The organism is Sphingomonas sp. CV7422 (genome assembly GCF_027945725.1).
In the GTDB taxonomy this organism is placed as follows: domain Bacteria; phylum Pseudomonadota; class Alphaproteobacteria; order Sphingomonadales; family Sphingomonadaceae; genus Sphingomonas; species Sphingomonas kyungheensis.
The window spans coordinates 2122386-2147525 of the sequence record NZ_CP115900.1 but is presented as its reverse complement, the minus strand read 5'-3'; the positions used below and the strand labels follow the sequence as shown (position 1 = coordinate 2147525).

At 68.5% G+C, this 25140-nt stretch carries 28 protein-coding genes, 2 tRNA genes and 1 pseudogene; 23 read left to right on the top strand and 8 right to left on the bottom strand.

All coding sequences use genetic code 11. The annotated features are described in order from the left end of the window. Window positions 1-47 precede the first annotated feature (47 nt). The 3 genes from PBN85_RS10430 to PBN85_RS10420 are packed head-to-tail and all read right to left on the bottom strand — an operon-like array spanning window position 48 to window position 855. Window positions 48-275: a hypothetical protein gene (locus PBN85_RS10430; RefSeq protein WP_271298910.1), complete on the bottom strand. Its 228-nt coding sequence runs from the start codon at window positions 273-275 to the stop codon at window positions 48-50. After that, window positions 275-511: a hypothetical protein gene (locus tag PBN85_RS10425; protein ID WP_271298909.1), complete on the bottom strand. Its 237-nt coding sequence runs from the start codon at window positions 509-511 to the stop codon at window positions 275-277. Before PBN85_RS10425 ends, PBN85_RS10430 begins: the two co-directional genes overlap by 1 nt. Before the next feature lie 2 nt (window positions 512-513). Beyond that, window positions 514-855: a hypothetical protein gene (locus tag PBN85_RS10420; protein ID WP_271298908.1), complete on the bottom strand. Its 342-nt coding sequence runs from the start codon at window positions 853-855 to the stop codon at window positions 514-516. Window positions 856-973: 118 nt separating this feature from the next. Between PBN85_RS10420 and PBN85_RS10415 the strand changes: the two are divergent. Then, a pseudogene (locus tag PBN85_RS10415) lies at window positions 974-1855 on the top strand (YifB family Mg chelatase-like AAA ATPase); the annotation flags it as partial. On the opposite strand, the gene PBN85_RS10410 reads toward PBN85_RS10415, so the two are convergent. Next, window positions 1828-1998, bottom strand: coding sequence for a hypothetical protein (locus tag PBN85_RS10410; protein ID WP_153810802.1), 171 nt, complete (start codon window positions 1996-1998; stop codon window positions 1828-1830). The pseudogene PBN85_RS10415 and the gene PBN85_RS10410 sit on opposite strands and share 28 nt — an antisense overlap. 161 nt (window positions 1999-2159) lie before the next feature. On the opposite strand from PBN85_RS10410, the gene PBN85_RS10405 reads away from it, so the two are divergent. From PBN85_RS10405 to PBN85_RS10360, 10 genes are all read left to right on the top strand, one after another. After that, window positions 2160-2243: transfer RNA gene (locus tag PBN85_RS10405), tRNA-Leu, on the top strand. 276 nt (window positions 2244-2519) lie between these two features. Further along, complete coding sequence (locus PBN85_RS10400) at window positions 2520-4235, top strand: phospholipase C (RefSeq protein WP_271298907.1); 1716 nt, start codon at window positions 2520-2522, stop codon at window positions 4233-4235. Between the two features lie 5 nt (window positions 4236-4240). Further along, entirely contained in the window at window positions 4241-5617 is a 1377-nt protein-coding gene (locus tag PBN85_RS10395) for a cytochrome-c peroxidase (RefSeq protein WP_271298906.1), read from the top strand. A gap of 106 nt (window positions 5618-5723) precedes the next feature. Beyond that, window positions 5724-7544: a methyl-accepting chemotaxis protein gene (locus PBN85_RS10390; protein ID WP_271298905.1), complete on the top strand. Its 1821-nt coding sequence runs from the start codon at window positions 5724-5726 to the stop codon at window positions 7542-7544. Window positions 7545-7791: 247 nt separating this feature from the next. After that, entirely contained in the window at window positions 7792-8178 is a 387-nt protein-coding gene (locus tag PBN85_RS10385) for a MerC domain-containing protein (RefSeq protein WP_037534345.1), read from the top strand. Window positions 8179-8219: 41 nt separating this feature from the next. Continuing rightward, window positions 8220-8687 (top strand): Fur family transcriptional regulator, encoded by a 468-nt coding sequence (locus PBN85_RS10380; RefSeq protein WP_037534344.1) that lies wholly within the window; start codon window positions 8220-8222, stop codon window positions 8685-8687. A 54-nt stretch (window positions 8688-8741) separates the two neighbouring features. Next, window positions 8742-10667: a 1-deoxy-D-xylulose-5-phosphate synthase gene (gene dxs, locus PBN85_RS10375; protein ID WP_037534342.1), complete on the top strand. Its 1926-nt coding sequence runs from the start codon at window positions 8742-8744 to the stop codon at window positions 10665-10667. Continuing rightward, on the top strand, window positions 10664-10813 hold the full coding sequence (locus tag PBN85_RS10370) for a hypothetical protein (protein ID WP_271298904.1): 150 nt from the start codon (window positions 10664-10666) through the stop codon (window positions 10811-10813). Before dxs ends, PBN85_RS10370 begins: the two co-directional genes overlap by 4 nt. Window positions 10814-10830: 17 nt before the next feature. Continuing rightward, the gene (locus PBN85_RS10365; RefSeq protein WP_271298903.1) at window positions 10831-11058 is read left to right on the top strand and encodes a hypothetical protein; all 228 of its coding nucleotides are present in this window, start codon (window positions 10831-10833) and stop codon (window positions 11056-11058) included. Beyond that, window positions 11058-11459, top strand: coding sequence for a PIN domain-containing protein (locus PBN85_RS10360; RefSeq protein ID WP_271298902.1), 402 nt, complete (start codon window positions 11058-11060; stop codon window positions 11457-11459). The genes PBN85_RS10365 and PBN85_RS10360 overlap by 1 nt, the downstream gene beginning before the upstream one ends. Window positions 11460-11465: 6 nt before the next feature. Here the strand turns inward: PBN85_RS10360 and PBN85_RS10355 are convergent, their stop codons facing one another. Further along, window positions 11466-12137 carry an RBBP9/YdeN family alpha/beta hydrolase gene (locus tag PBN85_RS10355; protein WP_037534336.1) on the bottom strand — a complete coding sequence of 224 codons (672 nt, stop codon included), beginning with the start codon at window positions 12135-12137 and terminating at the stop codon, window positions 11466-11468. Window positions 12138-12335: 198 nt separating this feature from the next. Here PBN85_RS10355 and PBN85_RS10350 point away from each other — a divergent pair, with 198 nt between their 5' ends. From PBN85_RS10350 to PBN85_RS10330, 5 genes are all read left to right on the top strand, one after another. Beyond that, a complete protein-coding gene (locus tag PBN85_RS10350) occupies window positions 12336-13070 on the top strand; it encodes a TlyA family RNA methyltransferase (RefSeq protein ID WP_271298901.1) in 735 nt (244 codons plus the stop codon). An 89-nt stretch (window positions 13071-13159) separates the two neighbouring features. Then, window positions 13160-13711: a TspO/MBR family protein gene (locus tag PBN85_RS10345; protein WP_200870402.1), complete on the top strand. Its 552-nt coding sequence runs from the start codon at window positions 13160-13162 to the stop codon at window positions 13709-13711. A gap of 28 nt (window positions 13712-13739) precedes the next feature. Further along, window positions 13740-14024, top strand: a complete 285-nt coding sequence (locus PBN85_RS10340) for an accessory factor UbiK family protein (protein ID WP_271298900.1) — start codon at window positions 13740-13742, stop codon at window positions 14022-14024. A 97-nt stretch (window positions 14025-14121) separates the two neighbouring features. Then, on the top strand, window positions 14122-14625 hold the full coding sequence (locus PBN85_RS10335; protein ID WP_037534330.1) for a YbjN domain-containing protein: 504 nt from the start codon (window positions 14122-14124) through the stop codon (window positions 14623-14625). An 11-nt stretch (window positions 14626-14636) separates the two neighbouring features. Then, entirely contained in the window at window positions 14637-15422 is a 786-nt protein-coding gene (locus tag PBN85_RS10330; RefSeq protein ID WP_271300878.1) for a pyrroline-5-carboxylate reductase family protein, read from the top strand. On the opposite strand, the gene PBN85_RS10325 is transcribed toward PBN85_RS10330, so the two are convergent. Continuing rightward, the gene (locus PBN85_RS10325; RefSeq protein WP_037534329.1) at window positions 15419-15907 is read right to left on the bottom strand and encodes a MarR family transcriptional regulator; all 489 of its coding nucleotides are present in this window, start codon (window positions 15905-15907) and stop codon (window positions 15419-15421) included. The genes PBN85_RS10330 and PBN85_RS10325 overlap by 4 nt on opposite strands. A 60-nt stretch (window positions 15908-15967) precedes the next feature. Here PBN85_RS10325 and PBN85_RS10320 point away from each other — a divergent pair, with 60 nt between their 5' ends. Beyond that, window positions 15968-17074 carry a branched-chain amino acid aminotransferase gene (locus PBN85_RS10320; RefSeq protein WP_037534327.1) on the top strand — a complete coding sequence of 369 codons (1107 nt, stop codon included), beginning with the start codon at window positions 15968-15970 and terminating at the stop codon, window positions 17072-17074. A 78-nt stretch (window positions 17075-17152) separates the two neighbouring features. Next, window positions 17153-17227: transfer RNA gene (locus PBN85_RS10315), tRNA-Gln, on the top strand. A gap of 51 nt (window positions 17228-17278) precedes the next feature. Here the strand turns inward: PBN85_RS10315 and PBN85_RS10310 are convergent. Together PBN85_RS10310 and PBN85_RS10305 are read right to left on the bottom strand one after the other, a co-directional pair. Then, on the bottom strand, window positions 17279-18841 hold the full coding sequence (locus PBN85_RS10310; protein WP_271298899.1) for a family 43 glycosylhydrolase: 1563 nt from the start codon (window positions 18839-18841) through the stop codon (window positions 17279-17281). A gap of 519 nt (window positions 18842-19360) precedes the next feature. Beyond that, complete coding sequence (locus PBN85_RS10305; RefSeq protein WP_271298898.1) at window positions 19361-20374, bottom strand: zinc-dependent alcohol dehydrogenase family protein; 1014 nt, start codon at window positions 20372-20374, stop codon at window positions 19361-19363. Between the two features lie 97 nt (window positions 20375-20471). Here PBN85_RS10305 and PBN85_RS10300 point away from each other — a divergent pair, with 97 nt between their 5' ends. The 5 genes from PBN85_RS10300 (at window position 20472) to PBN85_RS10280 (ending at window position 24951) form a co-directional block, all read left to right on the top strand. After that, the gene (locus PBN85_RS10300) at window positions 20472-21389 is read left to right on the top strand and encodes a LysR family transcriptional regulator (protein WP_271298897.1); all 918 of its coding nucleotides are present in this window, start codon (window positions 20472-20474) and stop codon (window positions 21387-21389) included. 47 nt (window positions 21390-21436) lie between these two features. Continuing rightward, window positions 21437-22114 carry a response regulator transcription factor gene (locus PBN85_RS10295; RefSeq protein ID WP_271298896.1) on the top strand — a complete coding sequence of 226 codons (678 nt, stop codon included), beginning with the start codon at window positions 21437-21439 and terminating at the stop codon, window positions 22112-22114. Then, on the top strand, window positions 22104-23456 hold the full coding sequence (locus tag PBN85_RS10290; protein WP_271298895.1) for a sensor histidine kinase: 1353 nt from the start codon (window positions 22104-22106) through the stop codon (window positions 23454-23456). Before PBN85_RS10295 ends, PBN85_RS10290 begins: the two co-directional genes overlap by 11 nt. A gap of 94 nt (window positions 23457-23550) precedes the next feature. Next, window positions 23551-24198, top strand: a complete 648-nt coding sequence (locus PBN85_RS10285; protein WP_037534317.1) for a Dps family protein — start codon at window positions 23551-23553, stop codon at window positions 24196-24198. Window positions 24199-24252: 54 nt separating this feature from the next. Then, window positions 24253-24951, top strand: coding sequence for a VIT1/CCC1 transporter family protein (locus PBN85_RS10280; RefSeq protein ID WP_271298894.1), 699 nt, complete (start codon window positions 24253-24255; stop codon window positions 24949-24951). The last annotated feature ends 189 nt before the right edge of the window (window positions 24952-25140 follow it).

Sequence of the window (25140 nt, the reverse complement as noted above, 5' to 3'; positions counted from 1 at the left end):
CTGTGCCGGAAAGGGCCGGCGCCCATCTTCCCCCGCTGGGGTCGATTCTAGGAAATTGCTTCCAGCAGCCACCGGACGCCGAGTGCGACGAGCATCGCGATCATGGTGGGGATGAAGAAGACGACGATGGCGGTGTTGAAGGCCGCAGTGAGGTGTTCCGTCGACGGCAGCGCGAACGGGTCGAAAGCTGACGCCGGAATCCAGCGCTGCGATGCCTCCGGGCAGATGCCGTCGACGACGTCGACAGTGCAGACGAGGACGGCCCCGGCAGGCATCAGTAGAAGCCCCCATCCTTGGTACGTGCGTAGCCGTCGTCGTCGTACCAGATGCCGTTCTTCGAGGCATAGCGGTCCCACCGATCGCCCGCGCTGTCGTCAACGGTGCCCTTGATCCAATCGACACCCAGGCGGGCTACACGAGGAAGGATCATCGACGAGCCAACCACGATCACCCCGGCGACAACCGTAGTGACGGAGACGGCATGGATCAGGCTGGCGAAGTCGACGTCCACGGTCAGGCGACCTTGTCGGCCTTCAAGGCCTTGGTCTCGCGCGCGATGAAGTCGCCGATGCGGATGAGGCGCGAGCTGAAGCCGAGCGAAATGTAGCGACGATCGCGGTTCTTCTCGTCCTTGTACGAGTTCACGCGGGCGTACCTCGGGTCGACGATGTAGTCGTCGGCGGGCTCGAGAACGGCATCCGGGTTGCTGATGATGTCGAGCGTCTGGATCTCCTGCTCACCATCGCGGTCGAGCGACGAAACCTTGATCTTCTGGAAGTAGTACTTGGCGCGTCCGGTCGCGGGATCGTCGTGGGCGCGGGCCGGTACGTTCAGGACTTCGATCTTGGTGCTCATGCTAGGTCTCCGATTGGAATAGACGGAGGATAGGCCGAGCCCGAATCGCCCTCAAGCGATTGAAAACAAATATAAAACCGATAATTTTTTATCGTGTTAGCACAAAAGTGTAGGGGTATCCGATCTGCTGATGATCGGGCCGCCCGGCGCGGGCAAGTCGCTGATGGCGTCGTGCCTGCCCGGCATCCTGCCACCACTCGACGCCGCCGAGGCGCTCGAAGTGTCGATGGTCCAGTCGGTGGCGGGGACGCTCGGCCAGGGGCGGCTGACGCGGGCGCGGCCGTTCCGTGCGCCGCATCACAGCGCGTCGATGGCGGCGCTGACCGGCGGCGGGCTGCGCGTCAGGCCGGGCGAGGTCAGTCTCGCGCATCTCGGCGTGCTGTTCCTCGACGAACTGCCCGAATTCCAGCGCGCGGTGCTCGATTCGCTGCGCCAGCCGCTCGAGGCCGGCGTGGTCAGCGTCGCGCGGGCGAATGCGCATGTCACCTTCCCGGCGCGCGTCCAGCTCGTCGCGGCGATGAACCCGTGCCGCTGCGGGCATCTCGGCGATGCCAGCCTGGCCTGCGCACGCGCGCCGCGCTGCGCCGCGGACTATCAGGCGAAGGTGTCGGGGCCGCTGCTCGACCGGATCGATCTGCATGTCGAGGTGGCGGCGGTCAGCGCGGCGGACCTTGCCCTGCCACCCGCGGCGGAAGGGTCGGCCGAGGTCGCCGCGCGCGTCGCCGCGGCACGCGTGGTCCAGCGCTGCCGTTATGACGCGGATGCGATCCGCACCAATGCGGAGGCGGACGGGCTGGTGCTCGACCGCGTCGCGACGCCCGATGCGGCCGGGCGCGCCCTGCTCACCGAGGCGGCGGAGGCGATGCGGCTGTCGGCGCGCGGCCATGGCCGGGTGCTGCGCGTCGCGCGCACGATCGCCGACCTCGCCGGATCGGCGACGGTGACGCGGGCGCATGTCGCCGAGGCGCTGAGCTACAGGCGGCGCGCGCCGAGCGGCTGATCGCTGGCTGCGGCGTGGCGCCGCTGGCGGATCAGCGCGAGGCATTGGCTGAGCAGTGCCGCGATCAGGCCATCGTGATCCGCATCCGCCCGCTGCAACGCGGCGACGACGCGCGCCTCGAGCGTGTCCTGTTGGTCCGACATTCCGGTCACCCCACCGGCCAGAGAGGCGGCGAGGAAACCACGGACCCTGATCGATCACAACGACATGGATCAGTCCGCGTCAAGCAGCTTGCGAACCGCCCGTCATGCCGCTACCGCCGCGACCTTGCCACCGACGCGTCGCGTCGGCGCGCGGCCGGTGTGCGGGCGTGGCGAAATGGTAGACGCAGCAGACTCAAAATCTGCCGTAGCAATACATGTCGGTTCGAGTCCGACCGCCCGCACCATCCCCCGACCGTTGCATTCGGCCCCGCCGCGACAAAATGATGCGATCCGGAGGTTATCGTCTACCTGCCGGAAGTTGTTGGTGAAGTTGGCGCAGCTTGCGCCAGCGATCGGCCGCGATGCGGCAAGTCCCGTCCCACCCGTCATCATCGTGTCACCGTCCGCTGCTCTGGGCGGCACCATCGGCCGGGGGGTCGAGGTCGGATGAGCATTGCGACGCGCCCGCGGGGCGGCGTCGGATGACGCGCGCCGACGGGCAATGCTTGTGGAGGACGATGATGACGACGTGGCGTGGCGCATCGCGCGCGGTGATCGCTTTGGCTCTGGTGCTGAGCTCCTGCTCGTCCGATACGCCCGGCGGGTCGGGCGGCGCCACGCCCGCGCCGACCGCCGCGGCCTCGCCCGCGGTCTCCGAACAGAATGCGCTCGCCACCGCGACGCCGATCAAGCACCTCGTCGTCATCTTCCAGGAGAACGTCTCGTTCGATCATTATTTCGGCACCTATCCGCAGGCGGCCAATCCGGCCGGCCAGCCGGTGTTCACCGCCGCCGCGGAGACGCCGTGGGTCAACGGCTATCTCGCGAACACCACCCTGCTGACCAACAATCCCAACACGACCAGCGCCGCGAACCTCAAGACGTCCGTCGCGCCGGAGCTGATGAACCCGTTCCGCATCGATCGCGCGCAGGCCGATACGACCAGCCAGAACCACAATTATCTCGCCGAACAGCTGGCCAGCAACAATGGCCGGATGGACTCGTTCGTCGCCTATACCGGGCGCAGCAACCAGAATAAGCCGGGGTCGGGGGCGTTCGGCACCGCCGCGCAGGTGATGGCCTATTTCGACGGCAACACCGTCACCGCCCTGTGGAATTACGCCCAGAATTTCGCGATGAGCGACAATGCCTATACCGACACCTTCGGCCCGTCGACGCCGGGGGCGCTGCACGTCGTCGCGGGTACCAATGCCGGCGCGACGCAAGGCACCGGCACGGTCGCCGACGGTCAGGGCGGCTGGACGGTGATCGGCGATCCCGAGCCGGCGGGGGACGTCTGCACCAAGGACAGGACGCCGGTGTCGCTTGCCGGCAAGAATATCGGCGACCTGCTCAACGCCGCGGGGATCACCTGGGGCGGCTTCATGGGCGGATTCGACCTGACCGCCCATAATCCGGACATGACCACCGGCTGCCGGCGTTCGATGACCTCGCCGATCACCAGCCGCAGCGTCGTCGACTACAAGCCGCACCACGCCTGGTTCCAGTATTTCGCCTCGACCGCCAACCTCAAACATACGCGGCCGAGTTCGGTGGCGATGATCGGCCATACCGAGCCGACGCTCGATGCCGCCGGGTCGGCCACCCCGGTCCACCACCAATATGACTTGAACGACTTCATCGCCGCGGTGAAGGCCGGCAACTTCCCCTCGGTCAGCTACCTCAAGGCGCAGGCGATCGGCGACGGCCATCCCGGCAATTCCAATCCGCTCGACGAGCAGACCTTCCTCGTCAACACGCTCAACTTCCTCCAGCAGCAGCCCGACTGGAAGAGCACCGCGGTGCTGATCCTCTATGACGATTCGGACGGCTGGTACGATCACCGCTCGCCCAACATCCTCACCTCGTCCTTCGACGCGACGGTCGATCAGATGACCGCCCCCGGCAAGTGCGACGGGCTCGGCGCGGTGCAGGGCGTCGGTCTGACCGGCAAGCCGGTCAACGGCCGCTGCGGGCCGGGATCGCGCATTCCCTTCCTCGTCATCTCGCCCTGGTCGCGGGTCAATTATGTCGACTCGACGCCGATCACCCAGTCATCGGTGCTGCGCTTCATCGAATATAATTGGCTCAAGGACGCGCGGATCGGTGGCGGGTCGAACGATGCCAATGCGGGCAAGATTCTCAATATGTTCGACTTCACCAATGCGCCGCATCTGACGCCGCTGTTCCTCGATCCGACCACCGGCACCAAGGTCGCCGCCGCGCCGGCGATGTGACCATCATGACGCGCGACGCCGCGTCGCTGCGCCGGACCGGCCGCGTCGCCCTCATGCTCGCCGCAACGGTGTTGCTGGCATCGCTGGTCGGCGCGGGCGGTATCTTCGTGCAGCACCCCGAGCGGGCGCCGGCGCTGTTCGGCGACGTGCTGCAGGACGTCACCGGGTTCAATCCGCACCCGGTGACGCTGCTGCGTCCGCCGGCGCAGCCGCTCAGCTTACTCGCGCAGATCGGTCGGCGCATCTTCTACGACCGCAGCCTGTCGGCGTCGGGCCGCCAGTCCTGTGCCTCGTGCCACAGCCCGGCGCGCAGCTTCGGCCCGCCCGACGGCCAGCTGCTGCAGCCGGGCGGCATGACGATGGTGGCGCAGGGCCTGCGACCGCCGCCGTCGCTCGCCTATCTCTACCGGCAGGAGCCGTTCGGCATCGGCCCGGCAGTCGACGACGATGCGCCGCCGCCCGATCCAGCGGCGCAGCCTCCGGCGCCGGCCGGACCGCGCGCCGCCAAACAGGCGAGCGTGGCGGCCGGGCCCGCGATGGTGCCGCATGGCGGGCTGTTCTGGGACGGGCGTGCCGATACGCTGATGGATCAGGCCGCCGGACCGCTGCTCAATCCCAATGAGATGGCCAATTCCGATACCGCGACGGTGGTCAGCAAGCTGCTGCGCGCCGGTTATGGCGAGGCGCTGCGGCCGTTGTTCGGCGCTGCGATCGTCCGCAATCCGCCGCTGCTCTTCGCCGAGGCGATGTCGGCGGTGTCGCGCTATCAGATCGAGGACCCCGCCTTCCACCGGTTCGACAGCCGCTACGACCGTTGGCTGGAGGGCAAGACGCGGCTCAGCCGCCAGGAGATGCGCGGGCTGCGGCTGTTCAACGATCCCGCCAAGGGCAATTGCGCGGCCTGCCATATCAGCCGGCCGACGGCGGACGGCCTGCCGCCGCTGTTCACCGACAGCGAATATGAAGCGCTCGCGGTGCCGCGCAATCCGGCGGTGCCCGCCAATCGCGATCCGCATTTCGTCGACCTGGGGCTGTGCGGGCCGCTCCGTACCGATCTCGCCAGGCAGACGGATTATTGCGGCATGTTCCTGACGCCGACGCTGCGCAACAGTGCGCGGCGCGGCGTCTATTTCCACAACGGCCGCTATCGCAGCCTGCGGCAGGTGCTCGACTTCTACAATTGGCGCGACGTCGCGCCGCAGCGTATCTATCCGCAAGGCGTCCCCGACGATCTGCCGCGGCGCTACCGGGCGAATATTGATCGTAGCGACGCGCCGTTCGGCCGCCATCGCGGTGACACGCCGCCGCTGACCGACGTGGAGATCGCGGCGATCATCGCCTTTCTCGGCACGCTCGACGATGGCGCATCCCCGCCGCCCTGAGGGGGGTGTTCGCCTCTATAGTAGATTAAGATCGGGCGCGGCTGCGCGGGTGGACCGGTCGGGATGATGTTTTCGGCAGAGGCCGCGAACGCGGCGGGGGCAAGGCATGGATATTCAACGTAGATGCCAGATCGCCGGCACGATTGCGATCGTCTCGGTGATCGTGTGCGGCATCGTCGCCGGGGTGGAGATCAACACGATCCGCGTCGGCGGTCCGATCCAGGCGCGCAATCACGAGATCAGTGAGCTGGATGCGGATGTATTGCCGCCGCCCGCCTATATCGTCGAAGCCTTTCTGGAGACGACGTTGCTGGCACGCAACCCGGCCGCGCTCGCCCGCCACGAAGCCGTGTTGGCGCGCAAGGAGCGCGACTTCCGGGTCAGCGTCGCGCGGTGGAAGGCATCGCAGCTCAGCACGACCGCGATCGGCGCCCCGTTCCAACAGGCAACGGCCGCCGCCGACCAATTCTGGACCGAGCTCGATCAGGTCATGCTGCCGGCCCTGCACCGCGGCGATCGGCAGGCCGCGTCGCAGAGCTATATGCGGCTGACGGCCCTGTACGACAGGCATCGCCATGCCATCGATCGGGTGGTGACGGCGGCGAACCAGGTCAGAAGCGACCTGATGGCGCATAATGCCTATACGCTCGGCCGGGCGATCGCGCTGCTGACGCTGATCGGGCTGTTGCTGATCGCCGCGACGATCGCCGGCATCCTGTATCTGTTGCGGGCGGTGTTGCGCCCGATCGGCGAAACCGCTCTGGCGATGCAGCGGATGGCCGGCGGTGACCTCCAGCTGACCCTCGCCGGCGGCGATCGCCGCGACGAGATCGGCACGATGGTGCAGGCGGTGGAGGTGTTCCGCGCCGCGGCGCAGGCGGAGCGCGCCAATGCGCGCAAGCAGGAGATCGTCGTACGCGAGCTGGCGACCGCGCTCGGCCAGCTCGGCGACGGGAATCTCAGCTATCGGATCGGCGACAGGCTGCCCGAGGAATATCGGGAGCTGGCGCGATCCTTCGATCGATCCACCGAACGGCTGACGCAAGCGCTGACCCGCGTCGCCGATGCGGCGATGCGCGTGAAGGTGTCGACCACCGAATTGCGCTCCTCCTCCGACGATCTGTCGATCCGCACCGAACAGCAGGCGGCGGCGCTCGAACAGACGGCGGCGGCGATCCACCAGATCACCGCCTCGGTCGGCGAGGCGGCGCAGGGCGCGACGCGCACCGACACGATCGTGCGGACGGTGCGCAAGCAGACCGAACATTCCAGCGACGTCGTCCGTCGAGCGATCGAGGCGATGGCGAAGATCGAACGCTCGTCCAACGAGATATCCGAGATCATCTCGGTGATCGACGGTATCGCCTTCCAGACCAACCTGCTCGCGCTCAATGCCGGGGTCGAGGCGGCGCGCGCCGGCGATGCGGGGCGTGGCTTTGCGGTGGTGGCGCAGGAGGTCCGCGCGCTGGCGCAACGTTCGGCGGAGGCGGCCAAGGACGTCAAGAGCCGGGTCACCGCGTCCGGAGCGCTGGTCCACGACGGCGTCGATCTCGTCACCGAGACCGGCGAGGCGCTGGAGACGATTTTCGCGCGCATCGGCGAGGTCAGCGGCCTCGTGTCGGGGATCGCTCAATCGGCGGACGAACAGGCGCGCGGCCTCAACCAGGTCAATGTCGCGGTCGGCGAGATGGATGGCGTCACCCAGCAGAATGCCGCGATGGTCGAGCAGGCGACCGCCGCCGCCCGTGCGCTCGCTGCGGAGGCGGACGCGCTGGCGCGCGACGCGGGCAGCTTCCGGCTGAGCCAGGCGGGCGCGTCCGCGATGCCGCCGCCGGTCCGCGAGCTGCGTCCGACGATGCCGCCCGCCGCGGTGGTGGCTGCGCTGGCGCGTCCCGGCAACGATAATCCGGCGCTGGCGGCGCGCTGATTCCTATGTGCGACGCGGCACCGGCGTCGCATGCGCCTGGCCGTGTCGGGCCGGCATGGACGTGTCAGGTGCCGTAGCGACGACTGGCGATCGGTTGGTGCGGATAGCCCGAAAACGGTCTCGCAAAAAGCCGTTTGTCTTATGGTAAAGGGCGCGCGCGGCGGTCTCGACGTCGCGCAGGAAATCGGCCTTGGCGCGGACATGTGATATTGTAACCTGCCTGCGATCGGCCTAGATAGGCGCCGCAATGGTCGCTTCGACTCCTGTACGCCGCCTCGGCTGGGCCTGGCTCGATCGCGCCGCGATCGCACTGTCGGGACTGTGCGTCGTCCATTGCATCGCCAGTGCGGTGCTGCTCGCGATGCTGTCGGCGGCGGGCGGACTGTTGCTCAATCCGATCTTCCACGAGATCGGGCTGAGCATCGCGATCGTGCTGGGTGCGATCGCACTCGGTCGCGGTATCCTCGATCACGGCTATGTCATGCCCGCGTCGATGGGCGCGTTCGGGCTCGGCATCATGGCCGGCGCGATGACCCTGCCGCACGACGGCGGCGGCGCCGAGACGCTGTGGACGGTGATCGGCGTCGGCCTGCTCGCCTTCGGTCACGATCTGAACCGGCGGGCGGCACATTGACCCGGCTTGTGATCGCCCCTGACGGCTCCTAAATCGCGGGGATGGCAGCTTCCGCGCATCACGATCATCACGAGCCGCAAGGCGCCGATCTCACCGCCGCGGCGCGGGCGACGCTCGAGAAATCCGGCGAACAATGGACGCAGATGCGCGCCAACGTCTTCGCCGCGCTCACCGGCTTCACCAAGCCCGCCAGTGCCTATGACATCGCCGAGGCGATGTCGAAGAGCGAGGGCCGGCGTGTCGCCGCCAACAGCATCTACCGTATCCTCGACGTCTTCGTCGCCACCAATCTGGCAAGAAAGGTCGAGAGTTCGAATGCTTACGTCGCCAACGCGCATCCCGATTGCCTGCACGACTGTATCTTTTTGGTGTGCGATTCCTGTGGGCAAACCGTGCACCTCGACGACGATTCGGTCACGCGCGGCGTCCGTAACGCGGCGCAAGCCGTTGGTTTTGCACCGATTCGTCCCGTCATCGAGGTGCGCGGCCGCTGCGCCGACTGCGCGTGATCGTTACATCGGTCACCAATCGACACCTTTGATGCAAGCGCGTAGACGAAGGTGATGGCCGAACTTCCCGAAACGCCGCTGCTCGACACCGTCAACACCCCGGAAGAGCTACGAAAACTCGCACCGGAGCAATTGCGGCAGCTCGCCGACGAGCTGCGGCAGGAGACGATATCGGCGGTCGGCACCACCGGCGGCCATCTCGGCTCGGGGCTCGGCGTCGTCGAGCTGACGACGGCGATCCATTATGTCTTCGACACGCCGCGCGACCGGCTGGTGTGGGACGTCGGCCACCAATGCTATCCGCACAAGATCCTCACCGGGCGGCGGGATCGCATCCGCACCCTGCGCCAGGGCGGCGGGCTCAGCGGCTTCACCAAGCGCAGCGAGAGCGAATATGATCCGTTCGGCGCGGCGCACAGCTCGACCTCGATCTCGGCGGCGCTGGGCTTTGCCGTCGCCAACAAGCTGGCCGACACGCCGGGCCGCGGAATCGCGGTGATCGGCGACGGATCGATGTCGGCGGGCATGGCCTATGAGGCGATGAACAACGCCGAACAGGCCGGCAACCGGCTCGTCGTCATCCTCAACGACAATGACATGTCGATCGCGCCGCCGGTCGGTGGGTTGTCCGCCTATCTGTCGCGCATCGTGTCGAGCCGCGAGTTCCTCGGCATCCGCGACATCTTCAAGAAGTTCGCGCGCCGCCTGCCGCGGCCGATCCACGCCGCCGCGCGCAAGACCGACGAATTCGCCCGCGGCATGACGATGGGCGGCACCTTGTTCGAGGAGCTGGGCTTCTATTACGTCGGCCCGATCGACGGCCATAATCTCGACCATCTCATCCCGGTGCTGGAGAATGTCCGCGACGCCGAGGAGGGGCCGATCCTCGTCCATGTCGTCACCAAGAAGGGCAAGGGCTATGCCCCGGCCGAGGCGGCGGCGGACAAATATCACGGCGTGCAGAAGTTCGACGTGATCACCGGCGCGCAGGCCAAGGCGCCGCCGGGTCCGCCGCAATATCAGAACGTCTTCGGCGACGCCCTGGTCAGGGAAGGCGAGCGCGATCCGACGATCGTCGCGATCACCGCGGCGATGCCGTCGGGCACCGGCGTCGACCGTTTCGCCAAGGCCTTCCCGGACCGCGCCTTCGACGTCGGCATCGCCGAACAGCATGCGGTCACCTTTGCGGCGGGACTCGCCGCACAGGGGATGCGGCCGTTCTGCGCGATCTACTCGACCTTTCTGCAACGCGCCTATGACCAGGTCGTCCATGACGTGGCGATCCAGAACCTGCCGGTGCGTTTCGCGATCGACCGCGCCGGGCTGGTCGGCGCAGACGGCGCGACGCATGCCGGCAGCTTCGACGTCACCTATCTGGCGACGCTGCCCAATTTCGTCGTGATGGCGGCGGCGGACGAGGCCGAGCTCGTCCATATGACGCATACCGCGGCGCTGCACGACAGCGGTCCGATCGCCTTGCGCTATCCGCGGGGCAATGGCGTCGGCATCGACCTGCCCGCCGTCCCCGAACGGCTCGAGATCGGCAAGGGCCGCGTCGTCCGCGAGGGCAAGACCGTCGCGATCCTGTCGCTCGGCACGCGGCTGGAGGAGGCGCTCAAGGCGGCCGAGGTGCTCGAGGCCAAGGGCCTGTCGACCACCGTCGCCGATCTGCGCTTCGCCAAGCCGCTCGACGAGGCGCTGATCCGTCGCCTGCTCACCACGCATGAGGTCGCGGTGACGATCGAGGAGAATGCGGTCGGCGGTTTCGGCGCGCATGTGCTGACGCTGGCGAGCGACGAAGGGCTGATCGACGGCGGGCTCAAGCTGCGCACGATGCGGCTGCCCGATGTCTTCCAGGATCAGGACAAGCCCGAGAAGCAATATGCCGAGGCGGGTCTCGACGCCGATCATATCGTCCAGACGGTCCTAAAGACGCTCCGCCACAACAGCGCCGAGGTGCCGGCGGGCGCGCGCGCGTGAAGGGCTGGACCGCGGTCGTCGTCATCACCGGCCTCGCGCTGGTGATGCTGATCGGGCTCAACGTCCGGTTGTGGCGGATGATGAAGGCGGCGACCGCGAAGGCGCGTGAGCAGCAGGCGCGCGGTGAGTCGCCGCCGCCGGTCTGAGCTGCTATCATGGCCTCATGAAGCTGACGAAGACATCGGACGGCTATGTCGTGAAGGTCCCCGACGAGGTGGTTGCCTCGCTCGGCCTGCATGACGGCGATGACGTGCAATTCGTGCGGTCTGGGGTGGTCGTCATCCCTGTGAGCGAGGAACAGCGGGAACGGGCTTTGGAGGACATGAAGCGGCTAGCGCGACCCTTCCCCGCGGATTACAAGTTCGACCGCGAGGAAGCCAACGCACGCTAATGCGGGCGTTCCCCGACTCCAATATCCTTGCCTATGCGTTCGGAGTTGATCCGCGGAGCGCCACGGCCTTCAAGCTTGTGGAAGACGGTGGCGTCATCAGCACACAATCGCTGAACGAATTGGCCAACGTTCTTCGCCGCAAGCATCGTTGGGCTTGGGACGATGTCAGACGAGCGGTTCGAGACGTCATCGTGCGTTGCCCGGCCATCATCACTCTCATCGTCGACCTCCACCACCTCGGCCTACGCCTCGCCGACCGCTACACGCTGTCCGTCTACGATGGCATGATCGCCGCCGCCGCGGTGATCGGCGGCTGCGACACGCTCTATTCGGAGGACATGCACCACGGCCTCGTCATCGACGGGCGGGTGCGGATCCTCGATCCGTTCGCGCCCGTCTGAGCCGCATCAGCGGTGCAGGTAATGCGCCTGTGCCGCGTCCGTTGCGTTGATCGCGAGGATCGAGCGCGCGTCGCCCGGCGGGCGGGCGTGGCCGCGGCCGTCGCTGCCCGCGGTGATAACGCGGTTGAGCAGTTCCTGCCCTTCCGCCCACCAGCCGATGCCGCTGGCGGCGTTGAGATGGCCCTGCGGCCCGGCATCGACGAAATGGCTGCCCCATTGTGCGGCAAGGCTGTGCGCCCGATCGATGCCGATCCACGGATCGTCGCTCGATGCGACGAGGATCGAGGGGAAGGGCAAGGGCGTCTTCGGCGTCGGCGCGAAGCCGCGCAATTCCTCCGGTGCGCCCGGTCGGTCGACGTCGGCGGGGGCGACGAGCAGCGCGCCGGCCACCGGCCAGCCATAAGGCTGCGGGCTGAGCTCCGCCCACCAGGCGACCGCCAGGCAGCCGAGGCTGTGCGCGGCGAGGATCACCGGCGCCTCGGCGCGCGCGATCGCCTGGTCAAGCTTGGTCACCCAGGCATTGCGATGCGGCGTGTTCCACATGCCGAGCTCGACGCGCATCGTATCGGGGCGCGAATCCTCCCACAAGGTCTGCCAATGCGACGGGCCCGAGCCGCCGAGGCCGGGTACGGTCAGGATGGTCGGCTGCGCGCTGTCGAAACTGGAAAATCCGGTCATGGCTGCATCTCCCTCCGTTACGGGCGGGTGGCGGGCAGCGGCCGGAGCCGTCGCGCACCACCTCATCCCCAACGCCGAGCTTAATCCTACCGTTCCGATAGGCAATAAGCGATGCGCCCAGCCGATGGTGGCAGGCGGCGGGGCGAGGGTGCCGTCAAACGGGGTGACGATCGCGGCGCTTCGGCGCTAGGGGAGGGCATGGCAAAGACGCGTGCGGACCAGATGCTTGTCAATCGTGGCCTCGCCGAATCGAAGACGCGCGCGCAGGCGCTGATCATGGCCGGGCTGGTCTTCGCGGGGACGCGCAAGATCGACAAGCCGGGGCAGGCGCTCGCCGACGACGTGACGCTCGACGTGCGTGGGCGCGATCATCCCTGGGTGTCGCGCGGCGGCATCAAGCTCGCGCATGGCTTGGACCATTTTGGCTGGGACGTTACCGGCGCGGTGGCGATCGACGTCGGGTCGTCCACCGGCGGCTTTACCGACGTGCTGCTCCATCGCGGCGCGGCGCGCGTGTATGCGGTCGACAGCGGCACCAACCAGCTGGCGTGGAAGCTCAGGCAGGACCCGCGCGTCATCGTCCACGAACAGACCAGCGCGCGCATCCTCACCCCCGCGCATATCCCAGAGGCGATCGGCCTGATCGTCTGCGACGCGAGTTTCATCGGTCTTGCCAAAGTGTTGGAGCGGCCGATGACATTCGCGGCGCCCGCCGCGCGGCTGCTGGCGCTGATCAAGCCGCAGTTCGAGGCGGGGCGCGACGAAGTCGGCAAGGGCGGCGTCGTGCGCGATCCCGCGATACGCGCGCGTGTCTGCGCGGCGGTGGTCGACTGGCTTAGCGTTTCGGGCTGGTCGGTGGCCGGGGTCACCGAGAGTCCGATCACCGGCCCCGAAGGCAATGTGGAATATTTGGTCGCCGCAATACGTGATTGATCTACAATGGGAACGATCACCGATACGGGTGCTTTACGAAGGCTGCGCGCCGCGGCAAAGCAGGGGCGCAGATTGTTAGGGAGCATCGGGTGGGCGGTATCGCATCCAAAGGGCAGTTGCGGGTGTCGTTCCTGCGCTGGGCCGTCTTTACCGTTCCGTTGATCCTGTTGCTCGGTTTCGCCTCGGGCCGTGCGGTGCCCGCCGGTGCCGACAACAATTGGTATGTCGCCTTGCAGAAGCCGGCACTGACTCCGCCGGGCTGGGTCTTCCCGGTCGCCTGGAGCTCGCTTTACGTGCTGCTCGGACTGGCGGTGGCGATGATCCTCCACGCCAGGGGCGCACGCGGGCGCGGCGCGGCGCTCGCCGCCTTCGCGGTGCAGTTCGTGCTCAATCTCGCCTGGACGCCCCTGTTCTTCGGCATGCATCAGGTCGGAGCGGCACTGTTCGTCATCATCGCCATCCTCGTCGTCGCGACGATCACCACCGTGCTGTTCGGGCGGATCCGGCCGGTCGCCGCTTGGCTGATGGTGCCCTATCTCGTCTGGATCAGCTTCGCCGGTGTGCTCACCTGGCGCATCGGCCAGCTCAACCCCGATGCCGAAACCCTTGTGCCGGCGGCGCATACGTCCCAGATGCTGTGACACGTTACGCTGACCGGGACCCAATCCAATGCAATCCGACAATCGCCTGTTCGATGATCTCGTTAAGCTGATGAACGGTGCCGCCGGCACGCTCGCCGGCGTCGGCCGCGAGGCCGAATCGGGGGCGCGGGCGCGGGCGCGCGAGTGGATCGGCGGGCTCGACTTCGTCAGCCGCGACGAATTCGAGGTGGTCAAGGCGATGGCGGTCGCCGCCCGCGACGAGAATGACGCGCTGCGCGCGCGGCTCAACGCGCTCGAGGCGAAGCTCGGTGCCGCCGCTACCCCCTCGGCGGACCCGCTTCCCACGGCCTGAGCGACGTTTTCCACAGCTTTATCGACAGTGTTGTCCACTAAGGGGTTGCCTGGGCGTTTTTGCCTCGGCAGCCTTGTCGTGCGATAGAGGCGTAACGATGCTCGACCACGCTGAACACGAATCCGAACCCGATGCCCCGATCGACATGCTCGAGGCCTATTATGCCGCGCATGGCTGGGACCATGAGCGTCACGATGATGAGATCGTCGCCACGGTCAAGGGCAGCTGGACCAGCTACGAATTGCGCGCACTCTGGCGCGAGGATGACAGCGTGCTGCAATTCCTCGCATTTCCGGACATCAAGGTCACCGATGACCGGCGCGGCGCGGTGTATGAAGCGATCGGCCTCGTCAACGAACAGCTGTGGATCGGCCATTTCGAACTGTGGTCGTCGTCGGGCGTGCTGCTCTACCGCCATGCCGCGATGATCGACGGCGAGGAGGAGGGGACGATGTCGCTCGGCGCCACCGAATTGCTCGTCGAATCGGCGATCGAGGAGTGCGAGCGCTTCTACCCCGTGTTCCAGTTCGTGCTGTGGGGCGGCAAGACGCCCAAGGAGGCGCTCGCCGCCGCGCTGATCGAGACGCAGGGCGAGGCGTGACACGCCTGCTGATGGTCGGCGCCGGCCATATGGGCGGCGCGATGCTGCGCCGCTGGCTCGCCACCGGCCTGTCGCCCGCGGAGGTCGCCGTCGTCAGTCCGAGCGGCCGTCCGATGCCGGACGGCGTGCGCGTGCTGCGGGCGATCCCGGACGTGTGCGAGGGGGATTATGACCTGATCCTGCTCGCGCTTAAGCCGCAGCAGCTTGCATCCTTGCGCGACGGGCCGCTCGCCGGGCACAGGCCACGTCTGCTCGTCTCGATCCTGGCGGGGGTCGAGGTGGCGACGCTGGCGCCGCTCTGCCCGGCGGCGACGGTGGTGCGGGCGATGCCCAATCTGCCCGTCGCGATCGGCGCGGGGGTGGTCGCGCTCCATGCCGCCGATGCCGGGACCGCTGCGCGTGACGAGGTCGCCGCGCTGATGGCGCCGCTCGGTCTGGTCGAATGGATCGCCGACGAGGCGCAGTTCGACGATGTCACCGCGCTCGCCGGCTGCGGCCCCGCCTTCCTGTTCCGCTTCGCCGACGCGCTTGCCGCCGCCGGTGCGTCGCTCGGGCTGCCGCAGGATCAGGCGGCGCGGCTGGCGCTGGCGACGATCCGCGGCGCGGCGGAGATGGCGGCGCAGGCGGATGTCGGCCCCGCGGTGCTCGCCGACCGTGTCGCCAGTCCCGGCGGATCGACGCGGCAGGGGCTGGACGTGCTCGATCGCGCCGATGGCCTTGCGCCGCTGCTGCGCGAGACGCTCGCCGCGGCGGCGGCGCGCAATCGCGAGATGGCGGCGGCGGCGCGGCGCGCCTAGCTGCGCAGCGCTTCGATCAGCGGCCGGTCGCCGTCGGGGATCATGCCCTCCAGCACCGCCCAATAGCCCGACACCGCATCCTGTCCGGCGATCTGATAGGCCTGCGACATCTTGACGCGCACCGCCTCGAACAGCTCGCTTTCCATCCGCGTGCCCTCTTCGGTCAGCCGCAGCAGCCGCTGGCGCCGGTCGCGCTCGCCCGGTCGGGTTTCGACCAACTTGCGATCGGTCAATTCGTTGAGTACGCGACCCAGCGACTGTTTGGTGATCGCGAGCAGCCCGAGCAATTCGCTGACCGTCAGGTCCGGTTTGCGCGCGATGAAATACAGTGCACGATGATGCGCGCGGCCCAGACCCTGGGCGGCGAGCCCCTGATCGACGGAGCGGGTGAGATGGCTATGGCCAAAATACAGCAATTCCATGCCGCGACGCAGTTCGGGCTCGCGGAGAAATTGGGCGGAAGCGGTGGGAGCTGTGGCAGCCATGTTGACCGGTCTAGCCCCCGCCCGTAGGCCTTCGCAACCCCTGATGCCTGAGAGAAATCGATGACCCTCGTTTCGCCGGCCGCCGCGCCGACCTTCCGCTTCGATCGCAGCGCGACCCCGGTCGCCGCCAACGAGCGCGCCGCGCGCCTCGTCGATCCCGGCTTCGGGCGCGTCTTCACCGATCATATGGCGGTGATCCGCTATGCGGAAGGCGAAGGCTGGCACGATGCGACGATCACCGCGCGCGCGCCGGTCACCGTCGATCCGTCGACCGCGGTGCTCCATTATGCGCAGGAGATTTTCGAAGGCCTCAAGGCCTATCGGCTCGACGATGGCGGCATGGCGCTCTTCCGGCCGGAGGCGAATGCGCGCCGCTTCAACAACAGCGCCCGCCGCCTCGCCATGCCCGAACTGCCCGAGGCGCTGTTCCTGCAATCCTGCCGCCAGCTGGTGCAGACCGAGCGCGACTGGTTCCCGCAGATCGAGGGCGGGGCGCTGTATCTGCGCCCGTTCATGTTCGCGAGCGAGGCGTTCCTCGGCGTCAAGCCGTCGTCCGAATATCTTTATATGGTGATCGCCTCCTCGGTCGGCGCCTATTGGAAGGGCGGCGCGCGCGCGGTGTCGATCTGGGTCAGCCAGGATTACACCCGCGCCGCGCCCGGCGGCACCGGCGAGGCCAAATGCGGCGGCAATTACGCCGCCAGCCTGCTCGCCCAGTCGGAGGCGATCCGCCAGGGCTGCGACCAGGTCGTCTTCCTCGATGCGGTCGAGCGCCGCTGGGTCGAAGAACTGGGCGGCATGAACGTCTTCTTCGTCTTCGACGACGGCACGATGGTGACCCCGCCGCTGACCGGCACGATCCTCCCCGGCATCACGCGCGATTCGATCATCCGCATCGCGCGCGATCAGGGGATCACGGTGCGCGAGGAGAAATACGGCATCGACCAGTGGCGCGCCGATGCGGCGAGCGGCCGGCTGACCGAGGCCTTCGCCTGCGGCACCGCGGCGGTGGTGACGCCGATCGGCGAGGTGGCCGAACCCGCCGGCCGCTTCACCATCGGCAGCGGTGGCACCGGCCAGCTGACCCAGCGGATGCTCGACGCCCTGTCGGCGATCCAGCGCGGCCGCGCCGCCGACCCGCACGGCTGGCTCGACCGGCTCGGCTGATTGTCGCCGCGGCGGCGAAATAGCCGGCCGGCGGGGCTTCCCAACCCCGCCGGCCCCGCTATAAGGCCGCCTCCTCGTTGGGGCGTCGCCAAGTGGTAAGGCAGCGGCTTTTGGTGCCGCCATCCGCAGGTTCGAATCCTGCCGCCCCAGCCAGATCTCCGGTCCGGACCGTCGCAGAACTTCTCCGACCGTCCGGTCCTGCATTCACCCGTCGGACCGCGTGCAACCCGGGACAATTAGCGGCTTCGTGCGCGACGGCACGGCGGCGCTCGGGGCGAGCGCTTCCCATTCCTGCACCGCGACCCCGGCGTATCGGCCGGATCGACCCGAGGCGTCGAAGAGGGCGCGCAGACAGCGTGTCGTGATCGGTGGAAAGCGGACCGCCTGCCAGGCGTCCGGATCGGTGCCATAGCCGCTGGCGCCGGACACCGGCTTCCAGCCATCGTGCAAATATTCGAGATGCCACCCGCGTGGCGGCGCGACGCCTTCATCGGCACCGGCGGGATGATCCGCCCAGAACCGGATACGGCTGCCGTCCAAGGTCACCGGCTGCGGCCAGCGGTACTCGATCCACTGCCGGGGCGGATTGTTCGGCGACCAGCTGCCCCACAGATCGGGCGGCAGCGGTGCGTCCTTGACCACGCCGTCGTTGAGCGACTTGATCCAATATTGCACCGGCACCGGCTCGTTGGAGGCGGTGGCATAGGCAGCGCTGGCGATGTTGCGCGTCGGCGCGGCGGGCGGCTGCCGGCGGCGGGTCGGGATGACGGGCCGGATCGCGGCCGGGGTGACGCTGTCGTCCCACGCCATCCGGTCGATCGCGACGCTGCGGCGGAAATGGCCGCCGCCCACCGCATCCGCGGTGTGATAGGCGAGATACCAGTGGCCCTTGAACGCGACCGCCCCCGAATGGCTGGTCGTCGAGCTGACCGGGCGCAGCACCGTGCCGCGATAGGTCCATGGCCCCAGCGGCGACGGCGCCGATCCGTAAGCGGTGCAGGCGTGATAGATGGCGGGCGTGCAGGGCGAGTCCGGCCCGGCAGTGTTGGCGGCGTAGAGCATGTAGTAGGTGCCGCGCCGCTTCATCAGCCACGGCGCTTCGAAGAAGCCGGTGAGAGAGGGGACGGCGATCGGTGCGCCCTTCGGCGTCAGCATGTCGCGCGCTAGCTCCATGCCGCGCAGCTGCCCGAACGTCCCCCAATAGAGATAGACCCGCCCGTCGTCGTCGATCAGCACGGTCGGATCGATATTCTGGATGGCGTTGCGCACCGGCACGCGCTGCGACACGATGGGGCCGGCGGGATGCGCGTCCCGCCACGGCCCGGTGATCCGGTCGGCGACCGCGACCCCGATCGCGAACCGGTCGCGCGCATCGCTGTTCCGCTCAAGCACCGGAGCGTACATATAATATCGCCCGTCGAAGCCTTTGACGATCTGTCCGGCATAGGCACGGCCCGGCTCCGCCCAGGCGAATACCGTCTCCGGCCGCGCGATCGCCGGATAGTGCCGCCAGCGCCCGGAGGCCGGATCACTGGTCGACAGCAATTGCCACTCGTTCATAATGAAGTCGTTGACGTTGGTCGGCGCCTCGTCACGGCCGGCAAGGATCCACAAGGTGTCGCCATCGACGAACGGCGCGGGGTCGGTCGAATAATAACGCCCGTCGGCGAGGATCGGGTTGCCGGACGCCATGACCGGGCGTCCCTCGTCGGCGAGCAGCGCGGCAGGCAGCACCGCGAGCGAAGCGGCGGCGAGACACCGGCTCACGCCGCCGCGAGCGCCGGCGGCCAGCGTCGGTTCGCCTCGACCGCCGTGGCGAGATCCAACGGCACCGGTGGCGCATCGGCCGGCGGTGATGCCGTGATCCGGGCGGGAAAGCGGTTGTGCGGCGTGACGCGTCTGGTGCGGCAACCAGCCGGCGGAGGGCGCAGCCGTGCTTTCTCTGATCAACGCGCAGCGCCTCATGCCCGACATCGCCTCCCGTTGCGGTTACGTCCTTCTAAAATGGTTTGATACCGTATACGATAAGGCGCAATCCCAATTCGACCTGCGATGCCCCCGGGCGAAGCTGGTCATGCCTGGCACGATGCCAGATCCGGTTCACGCGGCTCTTCGCAGCAGTGCTTGGCTGCGCCGCGGCCATTTGCCCCGGGCAGGCGGCACCGCTAGAGTTTTGAGGGGAGGGCGGCCGCGAACGGGACCGGCGCTCCGCAGCCGCCACACCGGCGTGGCAGCCGGGCGAGCGACCAGCCTGCGCCGCGTCCAACGATGCGGCCGCCGGTCCGGTCAGTCGAGCGTCACCACGATCTTCCCGAACGCGCCGCGATCGAGATGGTCGAGCGCAGCCGGCAGCGCGTCGAAGGCATAGCGGCGGTCGATCACCGGCTGGATGGCATTGGCGTCGATCGCGCGTACCAGATCGTCGAGCGCGCGCCGGTGGCCGACGCGGATGCCCTGCACGACCGCGTTCTTGAGCATCAGATGCCGCGCTGCGCCGGCCAGCTCGACGCCGTCGATCACCCCGATCAGCGCAATCCGTCCCTGCACCGCCACCGCCTCGAGCGACCGCGCCAGATGCGCGCCGCCGACGATGTCGAGGATATGGTCGACGCCGCGATCCGCGGTGAGGCGATGCACCGTCTCGACCCAGCCGTCGCGGGCGATCGCATGATCCGCGCCGAGCGCCGCGGCCCGTTCGCGCTTCGCCGCATCGCCCGACGTGACGAAGACGGTCGCGCCATGCGCCTTGGCGATCTGCAGGCCGAACAGCGCGACGCCGCCGGTCCCCTGGACCAAGACGCTCGCCCCCGCCTTGAGGCGACCCTGTTCGACCAGGGCGAACCATGCGGTCAGTCCGGCGCAGGTCAGCGTACTCGCCGCGACGGGATCGAGGCTGTGCGGCGCGGCGACGAACCAGTCTTCGGGCATGGCGACATATTCAGCGAGCACACCGGGGTAATTGCCGCCGAGCGCAGCGCCCGGCGGGTTCGCGGCGCTGCCCGCATAGCTGCCGTCGATCCAGCCGGGGAAGAAGACCGATATCACCCGCTCGCCGACAGCGAAGCGCGTCGCCCCCGCGCCGGTCGCGACCACCGTGCCGGCAAGATCGGACCCCGGCGTGAACGGGAACGGCAAGTGCGTCCCCAATCCGTTGTCGATCACCAATTTGTCGCGATAGTTGAGCGCCACCGCCGCGACCTTGACCAGTACCTCACCCGCGCGCGGCTCGGGCCGCGGCACGCGCGCCAGCCGCAGATTGGCGCGGCCATAGTCGGTCATCTCCCAACGCGTCATCGTCATCATGCGTCTCCTTTCGTCCAGACCGGGCCGATCTAGCGTTGATCGTCACGCCCCGGTGGCGATAGTCGGGACCGGCTTTGGTGCATGGGACGCGACAATGAAGCGGGCAGATGTGTTGGCGGAGGTGCCGGTGTTCGTCGCCGCGGTCGAAGCGGGCGGGTTCAGCGCCGCCGCGGCGACGCTCAACCTCACCCGGTCGGCGATCGGCCGGTCGGTCGCCCGGCTCGAACGGCGGCTCGGCGTGCGGCTGTTCCACCGGACCACGCGGCGGCTGACGCTGACCGAGGACGGGCAGGCGTTCTTCGATCATTGCCGCCGCGCGCTCGACGAGCTCAAGGCGGCGACCGCGGCATTGCAGTCGGAGCGCTGCGAGGTGGCGGGGCGGCTGCGCGTATCGATGCCGGTCTTGTTCGGGCGGCAATGCGTCGCCCCGATCCTGATCCGGCTGGTGGAGGCGCACCCGCGGCTGGAGATCGACTGCAATTTCAACGACCGGCTCGTCGACGTGATCGAGGACGGCTTCGACCTCGTCCTCCGCAACGGCCCGTTGCGCGACTGGCCGGGGCTCGCCGGGCGGCGCGTGGCGACGCAGCATATGCGCGTCTGTGCCGCTCCCGGCTATTTCGCGGAGGCGGGCAGGCCGGCGACGCTCGACGACCTCGCCCGGCACCGCGCAATGCTCTACGGCCGGCCGGGGCGGATCCGGTCGTGGCTGTTCCCGCAGCCGGGCGCCGCGCCGCGCGAGATCGTGCCGCCGAGCCGGATGCGCTTCGACGATCTCGGCACGATCCGCGACGCCGCGGTCGCCGGCCACGGCCTCGCCTGGCTGCCCTGCTGGCTGATCCGCGACGATGTCGCCGCGGGGCGACTGGCGACGGTGCTGGACGCGCTGCCGGCGCACAGCTTCACCAGCCATGCCTTATGGCCGCAGGCACCGCGCCTGCCGCTGCGGCTGCGGCTTGCGATCGACGCGCTCGCCGCCGAACTGCCCGCCGCCACCGCGCTCAAACTCTGAATTGCATTTCATTTGACGCAGATGCGGCGCGCGGGCGATCAGAAGCGGTGGCGCATATCCTGCTCATCGAGGACGACGCGGGCACCGCCAACGAGATCGCCCTCGAACTCGTCGCGGCAGGGCATCGGCTGACCCATCACCTGACGATCGCGGCGGCGCTGGCCTGCGCGCAGGCACCGGGCGTCGACCTGCTGATCGTCGACCGGCAATTGCCCGACGGCGAGGGACTCGACCTGATCGCGCGGCTGCGCGGCGACGGCTGCCGCACCCCGGCGCTGGTGCTGAGCGCGCTCGGCAGCCTCGACGATCGCGTCCGCGGGCTGCGCGCCGGCGGCGACGATTATCTCCCCAAGCCGTTCGCGCTGGTCGAGCTGGTCGCACGCGTCGAGGCGCTGCTGCGCCGCCCCAACGAGACGCGCGACACACGGCTGATCGTCGGGCCGCTCGATCTTGATCTGCTCGCCGGCACCGCGACGCGGGCCGGCCGCCCGCTCGAACTGCTGCCGCGCGAGATGAAGCTGCTCGACTATCTCGTCCGCCGGCCGGGGCGGATCGTCACGCGATCGATGCTGTTGCAGGACGTCTGGGGTTATACGTTCGAACCCAACAGCAACGTCGTCGACGTCCATATCGGCCGGTTGCGCCGCAAGGTCGATGTCGCCGGCGAACCGCAGCTGATCCGCAACGTGCGCGGCCGCGGCTATGTCTTCGATCATGCGGGCTGATCCGCGCACCCGTGCGACGCTGCGCTGGGGCGGGGCGATCGCCGCGCTGCTCGTCGTCCAGTCGCTGGTCACCGCGGCGATCGTCTGGGCGCTGGTCAACGCCAGTCACGCGCATGCGATCGACCAGGCGCTCGCCGGCGACTGCCGCTTCTTTGCAAAGACCCCCGCCGCCGAACGCCGCGAGGAGGTGCGCGAGATGCTCACCCGCGACATCCATCGCGAACGCTTCCTCGGCCTGTTCGACGCGTCCGGCCGGTTGATCGACGGCAATGTCGCGCGTTTGCCCGATCTGCCGCCCGGCCGGGCGCGCATCGTCACCACCGCGGTGGCGCCGACCGAGCTGCCCGGCAAGACCAGCGACGTCGCCCGACTTTCGGTCTGTCCGCTGCCGGGTGGCGAGCGGCTGCTCACCGGCTTCGACCTCGACGATGCCGAGGAGGCGCTGCACCTTGCCGGGCGGGCGATGCTGCTCGGTCTGCTGCCGGCGCTCGTGCTGGCGCTCGGCTTCGGGCTCGTCGCCGGACGCCGCGCCGCGCGGCAGGTCGATACCGTGCGCGCGCTGACCGCGCGGATCGTCGCGGGCGGCCTCCACGAACGTTTGCCGGTGGAGCGCCGCCCCGACAGCTTCGGCCTGCTCGCCGAGCATATCAATGCGATGCTCGATCGCTTGCAGGTGCTGGTCGCCGACGTGCGCGGCGTCGGCGACGATATCGCGCATCAATTGCGCACGCCGCTCACCCGGCTGCGGGCGCGCGTCGAACGCGGCATGCGCGAGGCGCGCGCGCCGGCGGATTTCCAGACGGTCGCCGAGGCGGCGCTGACCGAGATCGACCAGCTGCTCGGCATCGTCGCCGCGCTGCTGCGCATCCGCGAGCTGGAGGATCATGCCCGCCGCAGCCGCTTCGCGCCGGTCGATCTCGCCCGCGTCGCCGCCGATGCCTGTGACCTCTATCGGCCGACCGCGGAGGATCGCGGCATCGACCTCGTCTGCCGGATCGACACGGCCGCGCCGATCGAGGGCGATGCCAGCCTGTTGATCGAGGCGCTGTCCAACCTGCTCGACAATGCGATCAAATTCGGTCCCGCCGGCGGCCGCGTCACGCTGACGGTCGAGCGCAGCGCCGCCGCGATCACCGTCAGCGTCGCCGACGAGGGGGCGGGGATTCCCGCCGCGGAGCGCGACTTGGTGACCCAGCGCTTCTACCGGGGCCGGCACGATTGCCAGGGCGCGGGGCTGGGGCTCAGCCTGGTCAAGGCGATCGCCGACATGCACGGGCTGAGCCTGCGTTTCGCCGAACAGGGCAGCGCCGTGCTGCTGGTCATGCCGCTGCGTCGAGACTGAACACGAATTTAGACAACCGCGCCGCGCGACGTCCGTTTGATCCGCATCAACCCCGCTGCGCCCGGCGACCCGGGCGGACAACGAAAGGACGACGATGCGCTATACCCTCCTCGCCGCGACACTGTTCGCCACCGCGATCGCCAGCCCTGCCATCGCCCAGCAGGGTGCGACAGGCGGCTTTCCGACCAACAGCCTCAGCGACCGGCCGCACGGCGGCCCGCAGGGCGCCGACCAGCGTGCCTCGATCCAGGCGCTGCAACAGACGCTGACCGAGCTTCAGCAGCTTCAGCTCCAGACCAAGCAAGCGCATTGGAACGTCTCGGGCACGCTTTACTATCCGCTGCACGAACTGCTTCAGGATCATTATGAGGGCGTCGGCAAATATGCCGACGAGGTCGCCGAACGGCTGCTCGCGATCGGCGCTTCGTCGGACGGGCGCGCCAATACCATCGTCCGCACCAGCCGCATTCCCGAATATCCCGGTGGCTTCACCGACGACGCCCAGGTGATCGGCTGGTTCGCGCGCTATTACCTCACCACCAGCACCGAGATCGGCCAGGGCATCAAGGCGACCGAGGACAAGGACCCGACCACCTCCAATCTGTTGCAGGAGGTGCAGCATGCCATCGACAAATATCAGTGGCAGATGCGCGCGATGATCCAGCCGACCCCGACCGATCCCAACACGGGCGCCGATCTCAACGCGGGCCGCCCGATCATGATGCCCGGCGCCGGCGGCTGAGCGGGCTCGACAAAGGCGCCGGCACGGGCGACTAACGCCTTGAAGGGGAATGCGATGTCCGAGCCGGTCGCCGAACATCATCTGGTCCATCGCACCGGCTGGCTACGGGCGGCGGTGCTGGGGGCCAATGACGGCATCATCTCGGTATCGAGCCTGCTGGTCGGCGTCGCCGCCGCGCCGGGTGCGACGCATGGCGGCGTGCTGCTCGCCGGCACCGCCGCTCTGGTCGGCGGCGCGCTGTCGATGGCGGCGGGCGAATATGTCTCGGTCAGCTCGCAGGCCGATACCGAACAGGCCGATCTCGCCCGCGAGCGGCTCGAACTCGCCCGCGCACCCGAGCAGGAGCGTGCCGAACTCGCCGCGATCTACGAGGGGCGCGGCGTCACCCCCGATGTCGCGTTCGAGGTGGCGACACAGATGATGGCGCATGATGCGCTCGGCGCGCACCGGCGCGACGAACTCGGCATCTCCGACGAACTGGCCGCCCGTCCGATCCAGGCGGCGCTGTCCTCGGCGGCGGCTTTCTTTGCCGGCGCGATCCTGCCAATGCTCGTCGCTACGTTCGTGCCGCGTGCCGTCACGGGTATCGCGGTGTCGTCCTGCGCGCTGGTGATGCTGGCGATCCTCGGCGCGATCGGCGCGCGGGTGGGCGGCGCGCGGATCGGCCCGGCGATGCTCCGCGTCGTCTTCTGGGGGCTGATCGCGATGGGCGTCACCGGCGCGATCGGCCGGGCGCTGGGTACGGCGGTCTAGGCGGGGCGGGCGAAGCGGGGCGGCAGCCCTGTCGGTCCGCTTTCGATCCACGATTGCGGACCATAGGCCCAGGCCGGCCGCCTCTGTCATCGACATGTCACACGCTCGCGTCATGGTGACCTCACCGACATCTGCGCGGGGTCGATGGCCTCTGTTGCCCGGTTACAACACCGACATAATGTAACCTGT